Raw genomic sequence first — 22593 nt, forward strand, 5'->3', positions numbered from 1 at the left:
TTTTCAGATCCAATACATGGTAATGGTATGACCCAATTTGACTCGGCTTCTTTCCTTAAAACAGTAACCAATCAGCCCGGCGTTTATCGTATGTATAACGCCGACGCTGTGGTTATCTATGTTGGTAAAGCTAAAGATCTCAAAAAACGCCTTTCAAGCTATTTCAGAATTAAAGTAGATAGCGAGAAAACGCGTGCTCTCGTTAGTAATATTGCCAAAATTGATGTCACGGTAACTCACACCGAGACAGAAGCTCTGATCCTTGAGCACAATTACATCAAGCAGTACTTACCTAAATACAACGTATTGTTGCGCGATGATAAGTCCTATCCGTATATCTTTGTCAGCGGACATAAGCACCCAAGGCTTTCGATGCATCGCGGTGCAAAAAAGCGTAAAGGGGAGTATTTTGGCCCGTACCCTGACTCAGGTGCCGTTCGAGAAACGCTTCATCTGATCCAAAAGATATTTCCGGTTCGCCAATGTGAAGACACGGTGTACAGCAACCGAACTCGCCCTTGTTTGATGTATCAAATTGGTCGTTGCGCTGCGCCTTGTGTCAGTAGTGTCATTTCCGATGATGACTATAGCGAGTTGGTTGATTTGGTACGCTTGTTTCTACAAGGGAAAGACCAGCAAGTTCTGAGCTCCTTAGTCGAAAAAATGGAGCAGGCGAGTCAATCTTTACGTTTTGAAGAGGCGGCCAAGTTCCGCGATCAAATTCAAGCAATACGCCGTGTACAAGAGCAGCAATTTGTTTCTGAAGACTCTATGGACGATATGGATGTGCTCGGCTTTGCCCAAGAAAATGGCATTGCCTGTATTCATATCTTGATGATTCGCCAAGGTAAGGTGTTGGGCAGCCGCAGCCATTTTCCCAAGATTCCAAATAGTACGACTCAGCAAGAAGTTTTTTATAGCTTCCTGAGCCAATACTACTTAAGCCACAATGAAGCGCGAACCATTCCAACCCGTATCATACTCAACACAGGTTTGATGGATGATTCTGACTCGCTGGCTGAAGCGCTCTCAGGTATTGCGGGACGTAAGGTCCATTTTCATGTTAACCCGACGGGGACACGTGGCAGATACCTGAAACTTTCTAATACCAATGCGTTAACGGCCATTACGACCAAGATAAATCATAAGATGACGATTTCTCAACGTTTCAAAGAGCTGCGAGAGCTACTTGGAATGGAAAGCATAACGCGTATGGAGTGTTTTGATATTTCTCATACCATGGGCGAGAGCACGATTGCTTCCTGCGTTGTGTTTAATCATGAAGGGCCAGTTAAGCAAGAGTATCGTCGTTACAATATCTCTGGAATTACTGGTGGTGATGACTATGCGGCGATGGGGCAGGCACTAGAGCGTCGTTACTCGAAACAACTCGAAGTAGAAAAGATTCCAGACATCGTATTTATCGATGGTGGTAAAGGACAGCTCAATCGAGCCCATGAGATTATTTCTCAGTATTGGGGAGACTGGCCAAAGCGCCCGCATTTGATCGGTATCGCAAAAGGTGTAACTCGTAAACCAGGACTGGAAACTTTGATTACGGTGGAAGGGGATGAGTTTAATCTTCCTAGTGACGCACCTGCTCTGCATCTTATGCAGCATATCCGAGATGAAAGTCATAACCATGCGATTGCTGGTCATAGGGCAAAACGTGGAAAAACGCGTAGAACCAGTGCTTTAGAAGGCATTGAGGGTGTTGGGCCAAAACGTCGCCAAGCGCTACTCAAATACATGGGTGGGTTACAAGAACTTAAACGTGCCAGTGTTGAAGAAATCGCCAAAGTACCAGGTATTAGTGTTTCTTTGGCAGAAAACATTTATCAAGCATTGAAACAATAGAAAAAATCCCGCACCATAAGGCGCTGTTTGAAGCACCAAATAGAGCCATACGCAAACAAAAAGAGCCTTAACTAAATATGCGTTTAAATATCCCGAACATATTGTCTTTGTTGCGACTTTTCTTGATACCAGTATTTGTCGTTGTGTTTTACCTTCCTTATAGCTGGTCTCCTTTTGCCGCCGCAATGGTGTTTTGGGTTGCTGGATTTACAGATTGGCTAGATGGCATGCTGGCTCGAAAATTGGGTCAAACCTCCCGTTTTGGCGCATTTATTGATCCGGTTGCGGATAAAGTTCTGGTTGCGACTGCGCTTATTTTGATAACCGAACATTACCACAGCATTTGGATTACTATTCCGGCAGTGACGATGATCGCTCGTGAAATCATCATCTCAGCACTACGTGAGTGGATGGCCGAAATCGGCAAACGAGCCAGTGTGGCGGTATCTTGGGTGGGTAAAGTTAAGACTCTGAGCCAGATGTTCGCTTTATGGGTGCTTATCTGGCGCTACGATGATTGGATGATTTGGTTAGGTTATGCAGCATTGTACATTGCGACCTTCCTTACTTACTGGTCGATGGCGCAGTATCTCATGGCAGCAAAAGATGATTTGCTGAGTGAAGAACACCACTGATTTTGAAAGCGGGCAATAGCCCGCTTTTTTGTATCTCACATTTTCACAAACTCAATTAACTCAGTGGATTTGCTCAATTATTTGCTAACAAACTCGTTAATTTGAGTCGTTTTGCACGTTTAATAGACAAACGATTCGAAAATTCAAAATTAGTGTTGACTCGTTAGTTCGAATGCGTAGAATGCATCCCGTACCCAAGAGGAATTGAGTGAATAACTTCTCATCTTGGTGTGACAGAGGCGCGTTGGCAGAGTGGCTATGCAGCGGATTGCAAATCCGTGGACCTCGGTTCGACTCCGGGACGCGCCTCCATTTGCGACACTAGCTCAGTTGGTAGAGCGCAACCTTGCCAAGGTTGAGGTCACGAGTTCGAACCTCGTGTGTCGCTCCAAATTATTTTTGATAACGATTCCCTCAAGGGTCGATATCACGGATGGTGTCTCCATCACAGATTTAGATTTGTGTGCCCTGGTGGTGGAATTGGTAGACACAAGGGATTTAAAATCCCTCGGCGTTCGCGCTGTGCCGGTTCAAGTCCGGCCCGGGGCACCATCTAATCTAACGCATTACGCGACACTAGCTCAGTTGGTAGAGCGCAACCTTGCCAAGGTTGAGGTCACGAGTTCGAACCTCGTGTGTCGCTCCAAGTTTAAAACCCTAGCAGAAATGCTAGGGTTTTTTGCGTTATACGTCTTATTAATCTTAGCTTTGCTACAACTCTCAAGTCCTGATTGATTTTTGAACATTCATTGTGTGAATTTATTTATAATTCGAATAAAATAAACGTTCGTTTATATGAAGTCGCTCCAAGAGTTGTAGGATGAGTTCGAATGGATAGATCAAAATGGTTAGTTTGCAATGCTTTCTATCTAGGCTTGTCGTTTAGTTCTGCTCCACACTCCCCGTATACGTCGGCTCAGCAAATTATCTTTAACCTGTTTAGCGCGAATGGGTCATTGAACAGTGTTAAGAGCGAGCACTAACCTTGACTAAGATGATACCTAAGCTTGTCGCGAAATTTTCGATTAATCAGATGTTGGTGATTTCGCATCTGTTACTGGTCGTTATTTTGGTCACTGGCTTTAGCTATACGCGTTACCAAAGTGAATGGCACCGCCATATCGATTATTCTGCATCAATCGCCAAGCTCACCTTAGCGCCGCATATTCCTTTGATATCGAGCTCCGTTGCCGGAATCAACTACGCCAACCTCACTATGCCAAGCACTAAGCAAATGCTAGCGTCGATTGATGATCTGGAGTTCTTGGAGATTGCAGGACGTTCTGACTATTCCGATCAAAAAGTCCAAATACGTTTTTTTAAACGTTTTGATTACCTCTGGCGTGCAGATGTAAAACAGGAAGAGATTACTGAGCATGAGATAAAGCTCAATTCATTAAAAGCTCAAATTGAAGCGACGGGCACTGACAACGTTATTAAACACAAAAAGCTGGTGTTTATTGAAAACAGAATTAAACGTGAGCATGAAGCTTTAGTCGAAAGCCTTTACGTCAATGATAATGTCTTCATACCTTGGAGTAAGCCAGAAACAACCACAGACTCCTACTACCTTGACGAGGAGTTGTGCACCCTTAACGTCGTTTTACCTTTGATCAATAAAAACGGTGGTGAGGTATGGGCAGTATTTGATGCGAGTGATCTGACGCAACTACAGCGCTCATTAATTGAAGAGATTATTGCTGAGGCCATCGTCGCGCTTGCCATTTCTTTGATATTAATCGGCTGGGTTTCTCATTGGATAGTTTCCCCCTTGAAGTCTCTCGCTGAACATATGCGCTCAGGAGAATCGAATAGTGATCTTAAAGATTTTACCGAACTGAACCGAAGTGATGAGATTGGTCAGTTGGCACGAGCTTATCAAGGTTTGCTGATTAAGCTCGATAACCAACTAAATATCTTGCGCACTAAATCGGATACTGACCCACTGACAGGACTTGGCTCGCGACATAAGTACTCTCGGACTGCGACGCCGTTTTTAAAACGTCATCTTGCTAAAGGTAACTATGTTGGCTTGATTGTGTGTGATGTTGATAATTTTAAAGCCTTTAACGATATCTATGGGCATACGGAAGGCGACAACGCGTTATCTCAGGTTGGGAAAAAGATCAAACAACTGGCGCGAGACTCTGATTTAGCTTTTCGTTATGGGGGAGAAGAATTTGTTATTTTCTGTGCTAGGCCAGAAGCGGAGCAGCTTACCAACTTTACTGAACGTTTAAGGCGCGAAATTGAAGGCATGGCTATCACCCATCAAGGAAACCAACCTTATGGCATTGTCACCATCTCTGTCGGGGGAGCGATAGCCGAAAGGCAGAATATGTATCAAGGTTTCAATACCCATCAAGAGTTGCAAGAAGCGATGTTTAACGTCGCAGACAAAGCCTTGTATGAGTGCAAACAAAGTGGTCGCAACAAAGTGATTTGGTCGAGTAAGCTCGACAAATAAAATGAGCACGATATCGTGCTCATTTTGGTTAACTCTCTTTGACCAAACGGTAAATCTTACCGCTATCGGTACTGAAAATAAGTTCACCATTGGGAAGCGCTTCAATATCCCTAATTCGCTCTCCAAGTTCTTCTAAAATTCTTGTTTCACCAATGATTTCGCCATCTTTGACAGTCAAGACGTTAATATGCGTTAGCTTAAGTGCGCCGGCTAAAAGCTTTCCTGATAACTCAGGGTACTTGTCCCCTCGGTAAAGAATCAGCGAGCTAGGGGCAATAGAGGGAATGTATACTTTCTTTGGAGAGCTGATCCCTTCTTTTTCAGTTGATTCTCCGACTGCAATTGGCCCCCAATATTCTTTACCGTGCGATGTTACGGGCCAACCATAGTTTGCACCTTTCTCTATCAAGTTCACTTCGTCACCACCCCTTGGACCGTGCTCTATAGACCATAGACTTTTCTGCTTACTATCAAAAAACAGCCCTTGCGGGTTTCTATGCCCATAGCTCCAAATCTCATCAAGCTTGCCTTCTTCAGCGATAAAAGGATTATCTTGAGCGGCGTCGCCGTTAAGTTGCAACTTGAGAATACTTCCTGCGTGTGTCGTCAGATCTTGACCATTGTCTCTTTCTCCTCGATCTCCGACACTCATGTATAAGTGGTCAGCATCAAAAGCGATTCGGCTGCCAAAATGACGTCCACCATCAGAACCGGATCGTGTCACTAGCATCTCTTGCCACGTTGACAGCTTACCGTTTTGGTAAACGGCTTTGGCTAGTGTGGTTTCAATCGCTTTACCAATAGATTTTGAATAGGTGATATAGATTTGTGTTGAGTCTTTAGGGGATACGGCTACGTCGAGAAGTCCTCCCTGACCAGAAACTCGTACATCTGGTACTTTACCAATGTCTTGGTAGTGATTGTTTGTCAGATCTAGTACACCAATCGTGCCATTTTTTTCACTGACAATCACTTTGTTGTCGCCTAAATAGCTGATTCCCCAAGGCACATTAAGGCCTACCACCAGAGGTTCTGCATACCAAGTATTGGCAACTGCGCTTGAGATAGAGAGTAAACCGATAGCGAGAAAAGTAAGGGGCTTTTTCATACAAAATCCATTTTGAAATTAGCTTACCAAGCAATAGTAGCATTTCAATCCATACATTACTGTCATAAATGTTTTATCAAACAATTGCTTGATATGATCAATAAATGCGCTATTATGACGATGTGTCAAAAATGACGAAGCGTCATTAATGGTATTTATAACGTATGTGGTATTCGTGTTACAATAGTAAGGTTAGGGAGTAAACGACTGAGACGGATTAGATAATCATGTTTGGTTTTAGCTGTAGTAAAAATGACAAAAAAGAAGGCTCTAGCTGTTCGTTTGGCTTGACCAAAAAGCAGCAGGCGATTGCAGATAGAGAGGTAGAACTCACTCTGTTAGCGAAGTCGCTTGTCCAAGAGCAAGGGTGGAGTAACTTGACGATGGACAAGTTAACTTCAGCGAGTGCTTACTCTAAGGGCACGATTTACAATCATTTTTGCAGTAAAGAAGATGTGATTATGGCGCTGTGCATACATTCACTGAAAAGTGAGGCCGTATTGTTTGCCCGTGCTGGTGAGTTTGAAGGAAATACACGAGAAAAGGTGATTGCACTCCACGTTGGTTATCGTATTTACGCTCGCATGGAGCCAGTATTGTCAACGTGTGCGATTATGGCTAAGAGCCCTTGGGTGCTTGAGAAAGCCTCCCCTGAAAGGGTGAAAGAGCTCAATGCTCTCGAAGAACAAGTGATTGATCATGCTGACTTGCTTGTTCTTAATGGCGTAGAGCAAGGAGACTTGAAGTTTTCTCCTGGTATTGGCTCAGATGCTATCGTATTTGCCAACTGGTCAATTGCATTTGGTTCAAATGCACTGACACAGAATGCTTCAAATAGCCACTGTATCAATCGTTTACAAGATCCTTATACCGTGCTCAATAATGCTAATATGTTATTGGATGGACTGGCTTGGAAGCCTCTATCGACAGAGTGGGATTATCGAAAAACTTGGCGCAGAGTAGAGCAAGAGTTGTTCGCCCAAGAGATAGATTATCTTGAGTCTGTAGGTCGTTAAGCTGAAAGCATTTCATCACCGAAGCCCGCAAGGGCTTTTATAATCACCATTTTTGACGAATCGTCACATAAAGCACTAATACTCAGAATCTAATTAACAGGTTCAGGGGTTGTTACTTAAGTACCAGCATTTGCTGGTTTTTAACTAACCGCTTTTGACGAAACGTCACAAATGGAGAGTGTGATGACTGCTCAACTTAATAATTCAAAACAGCCTTCTACTTGGCTGACCATGCCGACTCGCTTTAGCTGGTGGGTGTTACTCATAACGCTGGCGATAGTCACTGTTTCAACAATTGGAGGAAAAAATCTCTATTTTAGAGGTGATTATAATATCTTTTTCGATGGGCAAAATGCTCAATTAAGGGCGTTTGATGAGATTCAAACGACATTCGCAAAGTCAGACAATCTTGCCATCGTAATTGCCCCTGCGAGTGGTAACGTGTTTGAACCAGAGACATTAACCTTAGTTCAACAGCTTACTCAAGATGCATGGCAAGTCCCGTATTCTAGCCGTGTCGATTCTATCGCAAACTATCAACACACCGAAGCATACGAAGATGATCTTATCGTCGAAGATCTGCTACTGGAAGATTACCCTTTAACGCCAGAGCGGATTGAAAAGGTTAAACGTATTGCACTGTCAGAGCCGGTTATCAAAGGCTCTCTGATTTCGCAAAAAGGCGATGTCACAGTGGTTAACGTCACTGTCCAAATGCCTGAAATTGACGAAACGGCGGAAGTGATTGAAATCGTGACTCACATCGATCAGTTGCTAGCCAAATATCAATCTCAATATCCGCAAGTAGAATTTCATAAAGCCGGTATCATTGCTATGAACCACGCCTTTATGACCTCTGCCCAAGAAGACAGTTCAACGCTAGTGCCTACTATGCTACTGGTCATTCTTGTATTCCTAACCTTGATGCTACGTTCGTTCTTAAGTGTGGTGGCGACACTAGTCATCATCATAGGTTCTGTTGCTGCGACTATGGGACTCTCTGGCTGGGCTGGAATGTTTTTAAGTACCGCAACTGTGAATATACCCACTTTAGTGATGACGCTAGCGGTTGCAGACTGCGTGCATGTTATCGCGACCATGAGGCAAAACCTTAAGAAAGGCTACAGCAAACCTTACGCGATAGACCAAAGCGTTGCTATCAACTTTATGCCAATCGTGATTACCTCCGTCACTACGGCTATTGGTTTCTTGATGATGAACATGTCTGACTCGCCAGTGTTGCGCGATTTCGGCAACTTGGCCGCGCTTGGAGTGATGATTGCCTGTTTCTTATCGGTAACTATGCTGCCAGCCATGTTGAAACTGCTGCCTATCAAAGTCAAAGCTGTCGATGAGAAAACAGCCGCATCGCAAGACTTCATGGACATGCTTGGTGACAAAGTGGTTCGTTATCGTAAGGCGCTATTACCGATTTCTGCGTTAGTCATCGCCGTTTCTGCAAGTTTACTACCGCTGAATAAAGTGAATGATGAGTCCGTTAAGTACTTCGATTCACGCAGTGATTTCCGCCAAGCGGCAGACTTTATGGAACAGCGCATCAGTGGAATGACAAACATCAGTATTGCGGTCAAAACTGGCGAATCGCAAGGTATTGCAGATCCTACATTCCTAAAAACAATGGGAGACTTTACCAATTGGCTGCGCTTGCAACCAGAGACTGACCATGTCGCGACCTTGTCAGACGTTTATAAGCGCCTTAATAAGAACATGCATGCCGATGACGACAGCTACTATAAGTTGCCACTGGATAGAGAGTTAGCCGCTCAGTATTTGCTACTTTATGAGATGTCATTGCCTTATGGTTTAGATCTTAACAACCAGATCAACGTCGATAAGTCATCTATCAAGCTGGTTGTGACGGTTGATAACTTAGGCAGTGTCGAGCTTGTGGAACTGGAAGAACGTATCTACAACTGGTTTGCCACTTACGCCCCTCAGTATCAGGTTGTTGCGTCTAGTCCGTCACTGATGTTTGCCCATATCGGTGAAACGAATATGGCTAGTATGTTGTCGACACTACCTATTACTTTAATCTTGATTTCCGCGCTGATGGTGTTTGCTCTGCGTTCAACTCGCTTGGGATTGATCAGTATTGTGCCAAACATGGCGCCAGCCATTATCGGATTTGGGTTATGGGCGCTTCTATCAGGTGAAATTAACCTTGGATTATCGGTTGTCGTGACTCTGACTCTAGGCATCGTTGTCGATGATTCGGTTCACTTCTTATCTAAATATCAACGTGCACGTAAACAAGGGCAATCTGCTGAACAAGCGGTGCGCTATGCCTTCCACACTGTCGGGCGCGCATTATGGATCACTACTGTTGTGTTAGTCGCTGGTTTCTCAGTTTTGGCTATGTCGAGCTTTAGACTTAACGCCGATATGGGCCAGCTCAGCGCCATGGTGATCTTTATTGCCCTTGTGGTCGACTTTATCTTCTTACCTGCGTTGCTGATGCGTTTTGACACCGCTAGCTACGTTGAGCAAGCAGAAAATAAGCCAGAAAAAACTCGTTCCACCCCAATCACACAACCCCAAAGCTAAAAGGATTTCATTATGAATACTCAAACAAAATCAATGATCAAGGCAGTTGCCCTTTCAGCCATGGTTGTGTTTTCTAGCCAAGTCGTGGCTTCACCAGAGCGTGGGTTAGAAATTGCTACTGAACGTAAAGCTCGCGATGAAGGTTGGGGTGATTCGGTTGCCACAATGAAGATGATTCTAAAGAACGCTCAGGGTGAAAGCAGTACTCGTGAAATGCGCTTAAAGTCGTTCGAAATCGATGGCGATGGTGATAAAGGTCTTACCATCTTCGATCAGCCACGAGATGTGAAGGGGACTGCTTTTCTTAACCATTCACACAGTATTGAGGCAGATGATCAATGGCTGTATTTACCTGCGTTGAAGCGTGTTAAGCGTATCTCTTCACGTAATAAGTCAGGGCCTTTTATGGGCAGCGAATTCGCCTATGAAGATTTAAGCTCTTTTGAACTGGAGAAGTACACCTTCAACTATTTGGGCGATAAAGAGGTCAATGGCACACCAACTTATCTGCTTGAACAGATCCCAACAGATAAGAACTCTGGTTATACCAAGCAACTTGTTTGGTTGGATAAGGAGCATTATCGCCCGCTGAAGGTTGAGTTCTATGATCGCAAAGGCGCACTGCTAAAAACCTTGCAGTTTGACGAATACAAACAGTACCTCAGTCAGTACTGGCGCGCACATTCTATGGCAATGGTGAATCACCAAACAGGCAAAAGCACTACGCTGACCACGAGCGATCTCGATTTTCAAACTGGATTGAGAGAAAAGGATTTTGAAAAGAATGTTCTTAAGCGTGTGAAGTAAGAGGCGATATGAAGGATCTATTAAGTACAACTGGCAGACTTTCTGCCAGCGCCATGTTGACCTTGTTTGCGTTACAATGTCACGCTTTTGAGTTTGCAGGACAAGCTAATGTAGAGCATAGGCAGTTTTTCTCAGACGGTGAGCAGGGGCAGGGAAAAGGTCAGAGCTCTCTGGTTCTACAGCCTGAGTTTTACTGGCAGTTGGGAGAGAGCGCAGATTTTACCTTTACGCCTTTTTACCGTTTTGACAGTTTAGATGATGAAAGAACCCATGGCGATATCCGTGAAGCTCTCTATCTAAACTATTGGGATGACTATGAAATTAGGGTAGGTATTGGCAAGGTATTTTGGGGAGTGACTGAATCTGCCCATTTAGTCGATGTTGTTAATCAAACTGACGCTATTGAAGCGGTTGATGGCGAAGATAAGCTCGGCCAACCTATGATTCATTTTACCTCGATCAAAGAGTGGGGAACCATAGATGCCATGGTGTTGCCTTACTTTAGAGAGCGCACTTTTTCGGGTAAGGATGGTCGATTACGTCCTACGTTGCCGGTATCTAAAGACGCCATCTATGAATCCTCACGGGAAGAAAAACATGTCGATTTTGCGCTGAGATATTCGCAGATGTACGGTGATTGGGATGTCGGATTGAGCTATTTCCAGGGTACTAATCGTGATCCCTACTTTCGTTTGGCTGGTGGTGAAGTGAAGCCATACTATGCACAGGCGAAACAGTTTGGTCTCGATGTACAAGGTATTGTCGGCGATTGGCTGTGGAAACTTGAAACTATCTACCGAGACAGTTTCGATCACCATACGGGGCTCGTGTCCGGCTTTGAATACACCATTGTTGGCGTGTTTGATACGGTTTGGGATCTTGGTTTGATTGCTGAGTATCTCTACGATAGCCGCGGCAATAATGCTCAAACCATCGGACAAAACGACATTTTTGCAGGAACGCGTCTTGCGCTCAATGACGAAGACAGCACTGAGATTCTGTTGGGCGTCACCCAAGATCTCGATAACAGTGATGTCTACAGCGCGAAGTTGGAAGCTTCAAGTCGACTCACCAATCACTTATCTTGGACTATTGATGCCTGGTTGTTTGAAAACGAAACACCAAGCGACTTGCTTTACTTTGCTCGTAAAGATGATTTTATAGAGCTGTCGCTGGAATACTATTTTTAAAGTGATCAGATTCACTGTTTTTAATAGTGATCTCGATTCCAATAATAAGGGGGCTGATCTAGCTCCCTTTTTGCATTTTTTCTCCTTATCGTGCAAATAAATCCGTGTAGACTCATTATTAATATGGATATTATAAATGTTTCTCTCACTGTGATAGAGCAGTGTATTGGGCTAAGGAAAGAGACAAATGAAGTCATTCGAGTGGGATAAATGCTACGAAACAGGTCTTGATGACGTTGATGAACAGCATCAATACCTCGTTGAGGTGATCAATCGCTACGGAGATTTAATCGCGCAAAATAGCATTTCCCTCCAAGATATTAGAATGGCTCTGTTTGAGCTTTCTCGATACGCTGAGTTTCACTTCAAGGAAGAAGAAAATCTAATGCGAAGCGTTGGTGTTTACGATAAACACATCGAAGAGCACATTAAAGCGCATCGAGCCTTTATGGCTGACATCATCAGCATGCAATCTTTTATCAGTGAAGATAATAAGAAAACGTCGGAACACCTACTTAACTTTCTTATCCACTGGCTGGCCTATCATATTTTGGGCATCGACCAGAATATGTCCCGTCAAGTCAAACAAATCGAGTCAGGTACTGACCCTAAGGTCGCATGGGAAAACGAAGAGAAGCAGCAAGACAGTTCCACTGAGCCCCTACTTAAAGCGCTCAATGGCCTATTCGAACAGGTGTCAGAGCGAAACAAAGCGCTGCTAGAGCTTAACCAGCATCTTGAAGACAAAGTGGAAGAAAGAACTAAGCAGCTCTCTAAAGTGAATAAACAGCTAGAAGAGCTATCTCTAACCGATTCATTGACTAAGCTACCCAACAGACGCTGTGCAATCCGCAAACTTAAAGCCTATTGGCAAGAGTCGACCCACAATAACGAACCGCTCGCTTGTATCATGATTGATGTCGATTACTTTAAGCAAGTCAATGACAGTGCCGGCCATGATGCGGGAGACAGGCTGCTAACAGAGCTTTCTCAGACGCTTGCAGACTCTTTCAGAAGTGATGACTTAGTTTGCCGACTAGGGGGCGATGAGTTTTTTGTTATATGCCCAAACACCGACGCACAAGGCGGCGTTCATATTGCAGAGCTGACTCGTCATAAGGTGAATCAAATGCTTGTCCCTGTGGGAGAGAGCGTATGGCGAGGCAGTATTAGTGTTGGGGTAGCCCAGCGCACAGATGCGATGATCGACTACAACGATTTGATAAAAGCAGCAGACGAAGCGGTTTACCAATCTAAATCTGAAGGTCGGAATAAAGTTAACGCCGCCCATTCAGAGCTTTTACAGCCTAATTATCAAAGTGCATTTTAATTAAGCGAAAGCACTGTTGTCGAAACCACCTGTGCGCGGGATCCTTATGATGTTTCTCGTGCCACAACAAATAATAATGGTGCTCTGGAAGTTGAAAGGGCAGCGCCACTGTTTGCAACCCATACTGTTGGCACAACGCTGCTGCAATATGGCTCGGGACAGTCATGATATTGCTACTCACTTCCAGAAGCTGAGCAGCACTCTGTAAATCAGGCATTACCGCAAAGATGACTCTTTGGTGTTCGCGTTTCTTAAACACGCCATCCACCTCGCGGGTCTTGTCACCTAATCCACTCACTTGAATATGTTTCGCTACAAAATACTCATGCAAAGATATCGTGTTACTTTGTCCTAAGCTCTGCTTTGACCCGATTACAACATAATGGTCACTGGCGATACGTTTGCCATGAATATGATTGGGAACATCAACCGCCATTGTGGCTACGACATCAAGAGAGCTAGTGGCAAGCGCTTCTAGCTGTCCGTTGTCGATAATCGAACCTAGAATAGAAGCGTTCGGACAGTCTGTCGTGACGAGCTTTGCGATCTCGGGGAGCGCAGCGCCTGAGACAAACGAGTCAAACCCAATGTGAAAGCGCCGTTCAATGTCTTCGAGCTTAAAATCAGAATGTTGATAAAGCGCGTCCATCTGTTTCAGTAGGTTAGGCAAGGTCTGTTTTAGCTCTTGCGCTCTATTGGTTAACACAAACTCCTTTCCGTCTCGAACTAAAATGGGATCGCCAAAAGCATCTCGTATTTGACCGAGTGTTCGACTCATTGCCGGTTGAGTCACATTCAGCTTTTTAGCCGCTTCCGTAAGGCTCTGTGTTTGAAGCAGTGCATTTAAAGCGGGCAGGAGTTTGTAGTTATTCATCAATTACAGCTCTTTTAGCATCCAGACATCGCAACTGTTGTGCTCAGTGCCTTCCAGTGGTTGGGATAAGTGCTCAAACCCAAACGTTTCATACATTCGCACCGCAGCATTCATATTGGATAAGGTGTCGAGATAGCAAGATTCGAACCCTTGTTCACGAGCGAAGTCGAGACAAGCAGAAACTAGTTTTCTGCCCAAACCGAGCCCTCTGCTATCCGGTAGAAGGAACAGCTTCTTTAGCTCGCAGACTTTGTCACTACTTGAAAATGGGGCGAGTCCGCATCCGCCGACAATTTTTCCGTCTAGTTTAGCGACAAGATAGAGTGACTTATTCTCAAGGGTATAGTGCTGGCTCATGTTGCTCACTTCGGCATCTGAAGGACCATAACCCTCACCAACAGCGCCAAATTCTGCGCCAACCTTCTGAATAATTTCGCATATTGCTTGGTCGTGCTCAGGAAGAACAGGAGTGATTGTTAGATTCATGTTTACCTCAATTGCTTTTTATACCAATCAGAATAAATATCTGGTCATTCTTGCTGGTTAAAATCGCTGATAGCTGCGTTATAGATTTCGTAGGTAGGTCAACTAGCTAGCTTCAATCTATGCCTTGCTTTAAGCGATTTTTCCTGCGCAAATATCTGAGCACCTATTTATCCCGATTGGTATTAACTTTGTTGAAAGCCAATCTATCGCCATTGATGAATAAGTAAAAATTATTTTATATTATGTTAAGAATAACAAAAAATGATGTCTTTGCGGCAAGTATCAAAGTGGTTAGCCAATTTAGATGCTTGATAAGTGTCCAACAGGCGATTCTAAGGATATTTCAGTTTGGCTTTGAACGTTGCTTTCGTTACTATGTACAGCTACTTGAAAATACCGAAATTCCCTTCCGGGAAACCTTATGGAAACTACCAAAAGGTAGATGAGGAAACGATGCAACATCTAGAAGAGATCATTGCTAACGCGAATGCAGCAATTGAAGCCGCAGATTCGTTAGTCGCACTTGATGAAGTGCGTGTTCAGTATCTAGGCAAAAAAGGTGAGCTAACAGCTCAACTTCAAAGCCTAGGTAAACTACCACCAGAAGAGCGCCGTGAAGCTGGTCAAGAGATCAACAAAGCGAAAGGCGTTGTTCAACAGGCTATCGCAGCTCGTAAAGATGCACTACAACGTGCCGAGCTAGAAGCGAAGCTTGCAGCAGAAACAATCGACGTGACTCTACCGGGTCGTCGTATCGAGAACGGCGGTCTACACCCTGTGACTCGTACTGTTGAGCGTATTGAACAGTTCTTTGGTGAGCTAGGCTTTAACACTGAGTCTGGTCCTGAGATTGAAGATGCATTCCACAACTTTGATGCACTAAACATCGCAGAAGATCACCCAGCGCGTACTGACCACGACACGTTCTTCTTTAACCCAGATCTAATGCTACGTACTCACACGTCTGGCGTTCAGATCCGTACGATGGAAAATGGCAAACCACCATTCCGCTTCATCGCACCGGGCCGTGTTTACCGTAACGACTACGACCAAACGCACACGCCAATGTTCCACCAAGTGGAAGGCATGCTAGTAGACGAGAACGTAAACTTCGCGCAGCTTAAAGGCATTCTGCACGACTTCCTATGTAACTTCTTTGAAGAAGAAGTTGAAGTTCGTTTCCGTCCTTCTTACTTCCCATTCACTGAGCCTTCAGCTGAAGTAGATGTGAAAGGGAAGAACGGCAAATGGCTTGAAGTTCTAGGTTGTGGCATGGTTCACCCTAACGTACTTCGCAGCGTTGGCATCGACCCTGAGAAATACTCTGGTTTCGCATTTGGTATGGGCGTTGAGCGTCTGACTATGCTTCGTTACGGCGTAAACGATCTTCGTGCGTTCTTCGAGAACGACCTTCGTTTCCTAAAACAGTTCAAGTAATCCAGGGGATACATCACTATGAAATTTAGCGAATCTTGGCTTCGTGAGTGGGTAAACCCTGCGGTATCGACTGACGAACTTACACACCAAATCACAATGGCGGGTCTAGAAGTAGACGACGTACTACCTGTTGCTGGTTCTTTCACTGGCGTTAAAGTAGGTAAAGTGGTTGAGTGTGGTCAACACCCAGACGCTGACAAACTACGTGTAACTAAAGTAGATGTTGGCGCTGAAGAACTTCTAGACATCGTTTGTGGAGCATCTAACTGTCGCCTAGGTATCAAAGTTGCGGTTGCGACTGTTGGTGCTGTACTACCAGGCGATTTCAAAATCAAAAAAGCAAAACTACGTGGTCAACCATCACACGGCATGCTGTGTTCATTCTCTGAGCTAGGCATCGACGTAGAATCTGATGGCATCATGGAACTAGCAGAAGACGCAGCAATCGGTACTGATTTCCGCGAATTCCTAGGTCTTGACGACGTAACAGTAGACGTAGACCTAACAGCTAACCGCGCTGACTGTTTCAGCATTCGTGGTATGGCGCGTGAAGTTGGCGTTCTAAACCGTGCTGACGTAACTGAGCCTGCAGTTAACCCTGTTGCTCCAGCGATTGATGACACAGTTTCTATCGAAGTGAAAGCGACAGCAGCATGTCCACGTTACCTTGGCCGTGTGGTTAAGAACGTAAACGTTCAAGCTGAAACACCACTATGGATGCAAGAGAAGCTGCGCCGCTGTGGTATTCGTTCTATCGATCCAGTAGTAGACATCACTAACTTTGTTCTTCTAGAGCAAGGCCAGCCAATGCACGCATTTGATCTTGCTAAGATTGAAGGTGGCATCGTAGTACGTATGGCAGAGCAGGGCGAGAAGCTAACTCTACTAGACGGTAACGAAGCTGAGCTAAACGCAGATACTCTAGTTGTCGCAGACCATAACAAAGCCCTTGCTATTGCAGGTATTTTTGGTGGTGAAGAGTCTGGCGTAACCACTGAGACTAAAGACGTGCTACTTGAGTGTGCGTTCTTCGCACCAGACCACATCCGTGGCCGCGCACGTAGCTACGGTCTACACACAGATTCTTCAATGCGTTTTGAGCGTGGTGTCGATTTCGCACTACAAACCAGCGCAATGGAGCGTGCAACAGAACTTCTAGTTGAGATCTGTGGCGGTGAAGTAGCACCTGTTGTTGCAGTAGAGTCAGAAGCTGACCTACCAAAAGCAAACACAGTATCACTACGTCGCACTAAGCTAGACAGCCTACTAGGTCACCACATTGCAGACAGCGATGTTGTTGAGATCCTAGAGCGTCTTGGCCTAACTGTAGAGACTACAGACGCAGGTTGGACGGCAACAGCACCGACATGGCGTTTTGATATCGCAATCGAGCAAGACCTAATTGAAGAAGTAGGTCGTATCTACGGTTACGATAACATTCCTAACCAAAACCCAGCGGCAGCACTTAAGATGCACGTCCACGTTGAAGCGAACATTCCGCTAAAACGCGTTCGTAACCTACTTGTTGACCGTGGTTACCAAGAAGCGATCACTTACAGTTTCGTTGAGCCAGAGCAGCAAAAGCTTGTTGTTCCTGGTGTTGAGCCGCTAATCCTGCCATTCCCAATCTCTGCGGATATGTCAGCAATGCGTCTAGGCCTAATCCAAGGTCTACTAAACACTGTGGTTCACAACCAGAAACGTCAACAGCCACGCGTTCGTCTATTCGAATACGGCCTACGTTTCATCCCATGCGAGTCTGCTGAAAACGGTATGCGCCAAGAGCCTATGCTTGCAGGTGTTATCGCAGGCACTCGCAGCGAAGAGCACTGGGACATCGAAACTAACACAGTTGATTTCTTTGACCTGAAAGGCGATCTAGAAGCGGTTCTTGAGCTAACAGCTAACGAAGCAGCTTACTCTTTCGCAGCGCTTTCTGCAGAAGATAAAGCCGCGAACCCAGCGCTTCACCCAGGTCAATCTGCAGCTATTATCGTTGATGGCAAGCAAGTTGGTGTGATTGGTACGGTTCACCCAGAACTAGAGCGTAAGTTTGGTCTAAACGGCCGTACTATCGTATTCGAAGTGGAATGGTCTGCAATCAGCACTAAAGTGATCCCTGAAGCAGTTCAGCTTTCTAAGTTCCCATCAAACCGTCGTGACATCGCGGTAGTTGTTGACGAAGCAGTCGCTTCTGGCGACATCGTTGCAGCGTGTCTAGAGCAAGGTGGTGAGTTCCTGAAAGATGCGAAACTATTCGACGTTTACGTTGGTAAAGGCGTTGAAGAAGGTAAGAAGAGCCTAGCAATCGCGCTAACACTACAATCTGTAGAGCGTACGCTTGAAGATGCAGACATCGCTGGCGCGGTTGACGCTATCGTAGCTCACGTATCTGAGAAGTTCGGCGCGTCACTGCGTGACTAATCACTTCTGATTAGATAGAAAACCAAAGGCCTCGCAATTGCGAGGCCTTTTTGTTTGGGGCGATTAAGAAGTCGGGTGTTAACTCATTAGTGGACAAAGATGAGTCAGTTACTTAGCCAAGTTGCATTAGATGAGGTATTGCAAACCTTGTTGCTCTCTAAAACTAACGGTTTTCGCTTAACTAAAGGTTGATTGTTCTCAAAGCAATATTTAGGGCACCTAATTTCCTTGATCTGAGTTACACATGATACTCACCAATCTGCACATCTATATTTACAGTGCATTGTAAGAAAATGATACAATTCCTCATCTTACATATATTGATAGGGTGACAGAGTGCCAGAGTGGATTCTAAAGCTTGTAACAGCAGTAACTTCGGTTAAGACAGCCTTAAAGCTATTTGTGTTTGTGCTGCTTCTAGTATTCTTTTGGAGCTTCACAAGTGCTTTCATGGCTTCGAAGAGGCTACCAAATGAATACATCCCCTACATACTTATGCTGACCGCTTACAGCCTTTCCCACTTATCCATAGAGCTTTTGTATTGGCTGAAATCTTGGAACAAGCGTAGACAAGACAAAAATGAAGAGTCACTTCAACAAAAGCAAGCACTAGAGGCTGCAAGGAAAGAGGTAAAGTCTAAGGTATCGGCATTTAGACGAGAAGTTGAATCAACGCTACCTCACCTCGATAGAACAGAGTTTTCACTATTAAAAAGAATGCTATCCGAAAGCGTATCTTTAGAGCGAAATAGAGACCCTGCTCTTCACTTTCATAACATTGGTTACATCAGAGCCATAGGGCGCAAGAGCTTCTCTGAAAACGTCTACGAGTTGCATCCAATTGTTCGAGATTGTTTAACGAACTACCTCGCAGAAGAACGTAAAAAGACCTTGATAGCCTTTTCTAACGACTTAAAAGATGAAGAAAAAGAGTTTTTGCGAATCTTCTTTGAACAGGAAATCCCTTTTGGAGTACCAGAGCAAGAAGAGAAGATGCCTTCTAACGTGTTTAACGCAAAATACAATATGGTGAGGAGTGAAATTATCACCGAAGAAGGTTACTCGTTTACCTTGCCCGAAGATACGAAAGAGAGACTTATCGAAGATAATCACTTTGAAGTGTGCTATCGAAACCTTGCTGAACTGGATGGGCATTACATTCTAGCAGTCCAAGCTATAGGTTCAGGAGCTATAGGTTCAATGAGAAGGTAGAACCAATGTCAGATAACAAAAAACTATCTCAAACAAAGCTATTCAAAGCAGCAATAGGAGTACCGATTTTAGGCTCATTTGCATTGGGTTACGTGCTCCACACCTATGAAGATGCACCCAAGCTACTAGCTGACTTCTGGACGACCTTCAAAATACCTATGACTATCGCCTCTTTGAGCATTCCTTTAGTTGCTTGGGTTACTGCTAACCACCGTTCAGAGCAGACTATGAAGGGTTTAGAGCTACAAAAGGACAAGCGTCTTTATGAAATGTATTACGAGCAACAAAAGCATTTTGAAAAAGTCATGGGAAGACGGGTAAAGAATGCGAAGTTCAAGTATATAACAGAGGAAGATTTACCTGTAATTTTCTCAGAATTGTACGAGTTCAACCGCATTCAAGAAAAAGGCGAAGTCACCTTAAAGCCGACTGCTGTAGCGGAAGTGAATAGGTTTGTTATTCAGACAGGTGAAATCCTTTATAGCTTTTACGAGCATTTCTCGGAGCACAAAGAAAAGAACCCCGACCAAAAACGAGCTCTAGATGGTTTCATTCACCAGTTGTATACACATCTCCAAAACAACCTGCATAAGCTTAGTGATGACATAGGGGTTAGGTTCATAGACTTGTCAGATTCTAGTGTAGAGATATTCAGCAGAGCCTATTCAGAAGTCATTCATCTAGCGTATTACATGGGTGACGACTTTAAAGAGGTATGGGATGTGTCACCAGAAGAAGATGGAAATTCTAGAGACCAGAACATATTAAATACCTTTAGTGCTATCGAAGAGGTTATACGTGGTCATATGGGTGTAGTTGGTGAGGCAAGCTTTAGCAACCTAGAACATGACGTAGCATCTAGAGAAGTCATCAAGATGGCTAATGCGTCACCTTTACAGAACCTAGTAAAAAATTCGTGTCAGAAGTTATTGGAAGACCTAACCAATCGCTTTGAATTTGAAGATATAGCCGTAATTGAAGGTAAATACGAAAAATTCCAGTTCCCTACGAGGGAAGAACTACCAACACTTGAACTATGGTTCGATGAAATCTCAGATAGTGAGGGTGATTTAGTGCTAACTACCCCAGACAGCGAGCATAGAGCTAGATTCACTATCCTAGATGAAAAGGTTGAAGTTGATGGAAAAGAACAGACTAAATACACCATTGATGACGACATGGGTGAGAAGTTCATAAAGCTATCTTTACAATCTCTTAGTTCTGTTTTTTGTAGTTCGGCAGACTAACTTTGACAAAACCTACAAACTTGTAGATGTTCTAGGGTTAGAAAAAGTAAGTTATTGCACCACTTTATCTGCACTATTAATAGATTTAACTAAAACGCTTTGGGGCAAAAATGAGTTGGCTGGTCATCACCTCAAAAACCAAAGGCCTCGCAATGGCGAGGCCTTAGTTTTTACAGATATAACCGAGAGGTTAAATACCCATTGGCTTCAACTCGCGTCTAACGATTATCGAAAGCTTGGAATAATCGCTGATACCCCCGGTAGAAGCCCAACTAACGCCATCACACTGGTTAGCACCACAAACATAATGCTAGGCAACACCCAACGACTCATTTTACTCAGTTCACCGCTACGTTCTTTACAACCGACTAAACCTAAGTTGTCTAACAGCATAGTGAGCGACCAACCAAATGCAGGGTTTACTAGCGCTGATGAAAATACAACGATTGCGGCGGATTGAGTGGTTTTCCCTTCGCGCGTCATCTCCATGCCAGCTTCTAGCAATGGGACGAATACACCAACGATTAGCGCAACACAAAGTACAGGTTGCCAGATAGCCAAATCCATCGGATAGCCCCAAATTGCGGCGATGATGCAAAACAGAGCCGTCAGCAATGCACCCGCAGGAATAGGGCGTTTAGCAATTGCGGCTGGTACGATATAAGTACCCCATGAAGAGGTAAAGTTAGTACCACCGAGCAAAGAACCAAACGTCTGACGAATTGAAGCCGTGGTCATGGTATCGTCAATATTCATGTGTACTTTTTCGGTACGTTTCGGGTAGCTGATTTTTTGAAAAACCTGATGTCCTAAGAAGTCTGGTGACCACATAGCCACTGCTAAAATAGCAAACGGCAGTACCACCATGAAGTGTTCAATTGTCGGTAGGCCTAGCATCCAACCTGTCTCTTCTCCCCACCAATACATAGGGTTCATATGAGGCAAACCAGGCTCGGTTTGGAAAGAAAACGGTGCGCCCATCGCAAAAGCTAACGTGCCACCCAACAAGCAACTAAGAGGCACTGCTAGCCAACGCTTACGGAAATGTTCCAATAGCGCGTACAAAATAATGGTACAAAAGATCACGACGAAAGCAATGTGACTCATACCAATTCCTTCAGCCCAAGCGAATAGCTTTTTGACTTGAGAAACAGTTCCAACAAAGCCTAGGTAGAGCAACAAGCCGCCACACACACCTTTACTGGTGAGATTTGCCAACATGCTGCCACCTTTACTGATGGCCAGCAATAAGCCAAACGCGCCAATCAGCAAGCCAAAGGCCATCGGGTGCCCGCCAGCAGCAACAACAATCGGAATCAAAGGGATAAGTGGACCGTGTGTACCTGCGAGGTTAGCGGTCGGCAATAGAAAGCCAGAGAAAAGAATAATGAAAACTGAAGCGATAAGTAATTCATAACGAACATTTTCTAGAACAAACCCTTCGTTTAGCCCTAGAGCTCCGGCAAAGGTTGCTGCAATAGCGCCCACCATTACTACTTTACCAATGGTCGCCGCCATTGCTGGGATGGTGTCTTCAATCTCAAATCGATAATCTTTAAACGGCAAGTTTGGACGCCAACGCTTAGGCGACATGATTTGCAATTCGTGCTCTAGATACTGCTCTCGGGACTCAAATTCAGAGCTTGGTTTGTGTTGTTGTTCATAACTGAGTTCATCCTCATTGGCTTGAGGCTTATCTGTTCTTATATGTGCGGACTCTAAAGTACTGCTCATTTTGATTCCTTTCGTTCACACTCTGAGGTGTGTTGTTCCAACAAACGTAATTTACTTCCGGTATTAAGAGGTAGCGGAGTAGTGAGTGATATTCGTTTCTCTACAAAGAATTCGATAAATCTCTATTGGGGGTAACTTGAGTTATTATTTAAAAGTGAAGATAACTGACTAAGAATAGGGTCGAAAACAAGCTTGAATATCATT

At 44.4% G+C, this 22593-nt stretch carries 16 protein-coding genes and 4 tRNA genes; 16 read left to right on the forward strand and 4 right to left on the reverse strand.

Features of this window, described 5'->3' with window-relative positions; all coding sequences use genetic code 11:
• The first annotated feature begins 27 nt into the window (after nucleotides 1-27).
• The 7 genes from uvrC (at nucleotide 28) to LYZ37_RS05905 (ending at nucleotide 4959) form a co-directional block, all read left to right on the forward strand.
• Nucleotides 28-1857, forward strand: a complete 1830-nt coding sequence (uvrC, locus tag LYZ37_RS05875; RefSeq protein ID WP_239854398.1) for an excinuclease ABC subunit UvrC — start codon at nucleotides 28-30, stop codon at nucleotides 1855-1857.
• Between the two features lie 77 nt (nucleotides 1858-1934).
• On the forward strand, nucleotides 1935-2492 hold the full coding sequence (gene pgsA, locus LYZ37_RS05880; RefSeq protein ID WP_004746679.1) for a CDP-diacylglycerol--glycerol-3-phosphate 3-phosphatidyltransferase: 558 nt from the start codon (nucleotides 1935-1937) through the stop codon (nucleotides 2490-2492).
• 238 nt (nucleotides 2493-2730) lie between these two features.
• Nucleotides 2731-2804: transfer RNA gene (locus LYZ37_RS05885), tRNA-Cys, on the forward strand.
• Nucleotides 2805-2807: 3 nt separating this feature from the next.
• Nucleotides 2808-2883 (forward strand) — tRNA-Gly (locus LYZ37_RS05890).
• A 74-nt stretch (nucleotides 2884-2957) separates the two neighbouring features.
• Nucleotides 2958-3044, forward strand: a tRNA-Leu gene (locus tag LYZ37_RS05895).
• Between the two features lie 18 nt (nucleotides 3045-3062).
• Nucleotides 3063-3138, forward strand: a tRNA-Gly gene (locus LYZ37_RS05900).
• Between the two features lie 348 nt (nucleotides 3139-3486).
• A complete protein-coding gene (locus tag LYZ37_RS05905) occupies nucleotides 3487-4959 on the forward strand; it encodes a diguanylate cyclase domain-containing protein (protein WP_272787148.1) in 1473 nt (490 codons plus the stop codon).
• Nucleotides 4960-4987: 28 nt separating this feature from the next.
• Here LYZ37_RS05905 and LYZ37_RS05910 read toward each other — a convergent pair whose 3' ends face one another.
• Nucleotides 4988-6067, reverse strand: a complete 1080-nt coding sequence (locus LYZ37_RS05910) for a PQQ-dependent sugar dehydrogenase (RefSeq protein WP_272786871.1) — start codon at nucleotides 6065-6067, stop codon at nucleotides 4988-4990.
• 227 nt (nucleotides 6068-6294) lie between these two features.
• On the opposite strand from LYZ37_RS05910, the gene LYZ37_RS05915 reads away from it, so the two are divergent.
• From LYZ37_RS05915 to LYZ37_RS05935, 5 genes are all read left to right on the forward strand, one after another.
• Nucleotides 6295-7083: a TetR/AcrR family transcriptional regulator gene (locus tag LYZ37_RS05915; protein ID WP_272786872.1), complete on the forward strand. Its 789-nt coding sequence runs from the start codon at nucleotides 6295-6297 to the stop codon at nucleotides 7081-7083.
• A gap of 183 nt (nucleotides 7084-7266) precedes the next feature.
• Nucleotides 7267-9648 (forward strand): efflux RND transporter permease subunit, encoded by a 2382-nt coding sequence (locus tag LYZ37_RS05920; protein WP_272786873.1) that lies wholly within the window; start codon nucleotides 7267-7269, stop codon nucleotides 9646-9648.
• 12 nt (nucleotides 9649-9660) lie between these two features.
• Entirely contained in the window at nucleotides 9661-10455 is a 795-nt protein-coding gene (locus LYZ37_RS05925; RefSeq protein WP_272786874.1) for an outer membrane lipoprotein-sorting protein, read from the forward strand.
• A gap of 8 nt (nucleotides 10456-10463) precedes the next feature.
• Complete coding sequence (locus LYZ37_RS05930) at nucleotides 10464-11645, forward strand: hypothetical protein (RefSeq protein ID WP_272786875.1); 1182 nt, start codon at nucleotides 10464-10466, stop codon at nucleotides 11643-11645.
• Between the two features lie 187 nt (nucleotides 11646-11832).
• Complete coding sequence (locus tag LYZ37_RS05935; protein ID WP_272786876.1) at nucleotides 11833-12975, forward strand: GGDEF domain-containing protein; 1143 nt, start codon at nucleotides 11833-11835, stop codon at nucleotides 12973-12975.
• Here the strand turns inward: LYZ37_RS05935 and LYZ37_RS05940 are convergent.
• Both LYZ37_RS05940 and LYZ37_RS05945 read right to left on the reverse strand, forming a co-directional pair.
• Nucleotides 12953-13849: a LysR family transcriptional regulator gene (locus LYZ37_RS05940; RefSeq protein WP_272786877.1), complete on the reverse strand. Its 897-nt coding sequence runs from the start codon at nucleotides 13847-13849 to the stop codon at nucleotides 12953-12955. The two genes, LYZ37_RS05935 and LYZ37_RS05940, sit on opposite strands and share 23 nt — an antisense overlap.
• Before the next feature lie 3 nt (nucleotides 13850-13852).
• Nucleotides 13853-14335 (reverse strand): GNAT family N-acetyltransferase, encoded by a 483-nt coding sequence (locus LYZ37_RS05945; RefSeq protein WP_171324275.1) that lies wholly within the window; start codon nucleotides 14333-14335, stop codon nucleotides 13853-13855.
• A gap of 453 nt (nucleotides 14336-14788) precedes the next feature.
• Here LYZ37_RS05945 and pheS point away from each other — a divergent pair, with 453 nt between their 5' ends.
• The 4 genes from pheS (at nucleotide 14789) to LYZ37_RS05965 (ending at nucleotide 20655) form a co-directional block, all read left to right on the forward strand.
• Complete coding sequence (gene pheS / locus LYZ37_RS05950) at nucleotides 14789-15772, forward strand: phenylalanine--tRNA ligase subunit alpha (protein ID WP_004413586.1); 984 nt, start codon at nucleotides 14789-14791, stop codon at nucleotides 15770-15772.
• An 18-nt stretch (nucleotides 15773-15790) separates the two neighbouring features.
• On the forward strand, nucleotides 15791-18196 hold the full coding sequence (gene pheT, locus LYZ37_RS05955) for a phenylalanine--tRNA ligase subunit beta (RefSeq protein ID WP_272786878.1): 2406 nt from the start codon (nucleotides 15791-15793) through the stop codon (nucleotides 18194-18196).
• Between the two features lie 450 nt (nucleotides 18197-18646).
• On the forward strand, nucleotides 18647-19408 hold the full coding sequence (locus LYZ37_RS05960; protein WP_272786879.1) for a hypothetical protein: 762 nt from the start codon (nucleotides 18647-18649) through the stop codon (nucleotides 19406-19408).
• Between the two features lie 5 nt (nucleotides 19409-19413).
• Complete coding sequence (locus tag LYZ37_RS05965) at nucleotides 19414-20655, forward strand: hypothetical protein (RefSeq protein WP_272786880.1); 1242 nt, start codon at nucleotides 19414-19416, stop codon at nucleotides 20653-20655.
• Between the two features lie 225 nt (nucleotides 20656-20880).
• On the opposite strand, the gene LYZ37_RS05970 is transcribed toward LYZ37_RS05965, so the two are convergent.
• The gene (locus LYZ37_RS05970) at nucleotides 20881-22389 is read right to left on the reverse strand and encodes a DUF3360 domain-containing protein (protein ID WP_272786881.1); all 1509 of its coding nucleotides are present in this window, start codon (nucleotides 22387-22389) and stop codon (nucleotides 20881-20883) included.
• Nucleotides 22390-22593 lie beyond the last annotated feature (204 nt).

Origin of the sequence: Vibrio tubiashii, assembly GCF_028551255.1 — a bacterium.
Taxonomy (GTDB): domain Bacteria; phylum Pseudomonadota; class Gammaproteobacteria; order Enterobacterales; family Vibrionaceae; genus Vibrio; species Vibrio tubiashii_B.

What these genes read in the sequence shown, in the direction of transcription:
- LYZ37_RS05945 (WP_171324275.1), bottom strand. Translation starts at nt 14,335, where the DNA reads ATGAATCTAACAATCACTCCTGTTCTTCCTGAGCACGACCAAGCAATA.
- LYZ37_RS05965 (WP_272786880.1), top strand. Translation starts at nt 19,414, where the DNA reads ATGTCAGATAACAAAAAACTATCTCAAACAAAGCTATTCAAAGCAGCA.
- uvrC (WP_239854398.1), top strand. Translation starts at nt 28, where the DNA reads ATGACCCAATTTGACTCGGCTTCTTTCCTTAAAACAGTAACCAATCAG.
- LYZ37_RS05960 (WP_272786879.1), top strand. Translation starts at nt 18,647, where the DNA reads ATGGCTTCGAAGAGGCTACCAAATGAATACATCCCCTACATACTTATG.
- pheS (WP_004413586.1), top strand. Translation starts at nt 14,789, where the DNA reads ATGCAACATCTAGAAGAGATCATTGCTAACGCGAATGCAGCAATTGAA.
- LYZ37_RS05930 (WP_272786875.1), top strand. Translation starts at nt 10,464, where the DNA reads ATGAAGGATCTATTAAGTACAACTGGCAGACTTTCTGCCAGCGCCATG.
- LYZ37_RS05935 (WP_272786876.1), top strand. Translation starts at nt 11,833, where the DNA reads ATGAAGTCATTCGAGTGGGATAAATGCTACGAAACAGGTCTTGATGAC.
- LYZ37_RS05940 (WP_272786877.1), bottom strand. Translation starts at nt 13,849, where the DNA reads ATGAATAACTACAAACTCCTGCCCGCTTTAAATGCACTGCTTCAAACA.
- LYZ37_RS05905 (WP_272787148.1), top strand. Translation starts at nt 3,487, where the DNA reads ATGATACCTAAGCTTGTCGCGAAATTTTCGATTAATCAGATGTTGGTG.
- pheT (WP_272786878.1), top strand. Translation starts at nt 15,791, where the DNA reads ATGAAATTTAGCGAATCTTGGCTTCGTGAGTGGGTAAACCCTGCGGTA.
- LYZ37_RS05925 (WP_272786874.1), top strand. Translation starts at nt 9,661, where the DNA reads ATGAATACTCAAACAAAATCAATGATCAAGGCAGTTGCCCTTTCAGCC.
- LYZ37_RS05915 (WP_272786872.1), top strand. Translation starts at nt 6,295, where the DNA reads ATGTTTGGTTTTAGCTGTAGTAAAAATGACAAAAAAGAAGGCTCTAGC.
- LYZ37_RS05910 (WP_272786871.1), bottom strand. Translation starts at nt 6,067, where the DNA reads ATGAAAAAGCCCCTTACTTTTCTCGCTATCGGTTTACTCTCTATCTCA.
- LYZ37_RS05920 (WP_272786873.1), top strand. Translation starts at nt 7,267, where the DNA reads ATGACTGCTCAACTTAATAATTCAAAACAGCCTTCTACTTGGCTGACC.
- LYZ37_RS05970 (WP_272786881.1), bottom strand. Translation starts at nt 22,389, where the DNA reads ATGAGCAGTACTTTAGAGTCCGCACATATAAGAACAGATAAGCCTCAA.
- pgsA (WP_004746679.1), top strand. Translation starts at nt 1,935, where the DNA reads ATGCGTTTAAATATCCCGAACATATTGTCTTTGTTGCGACTTTTCTTG.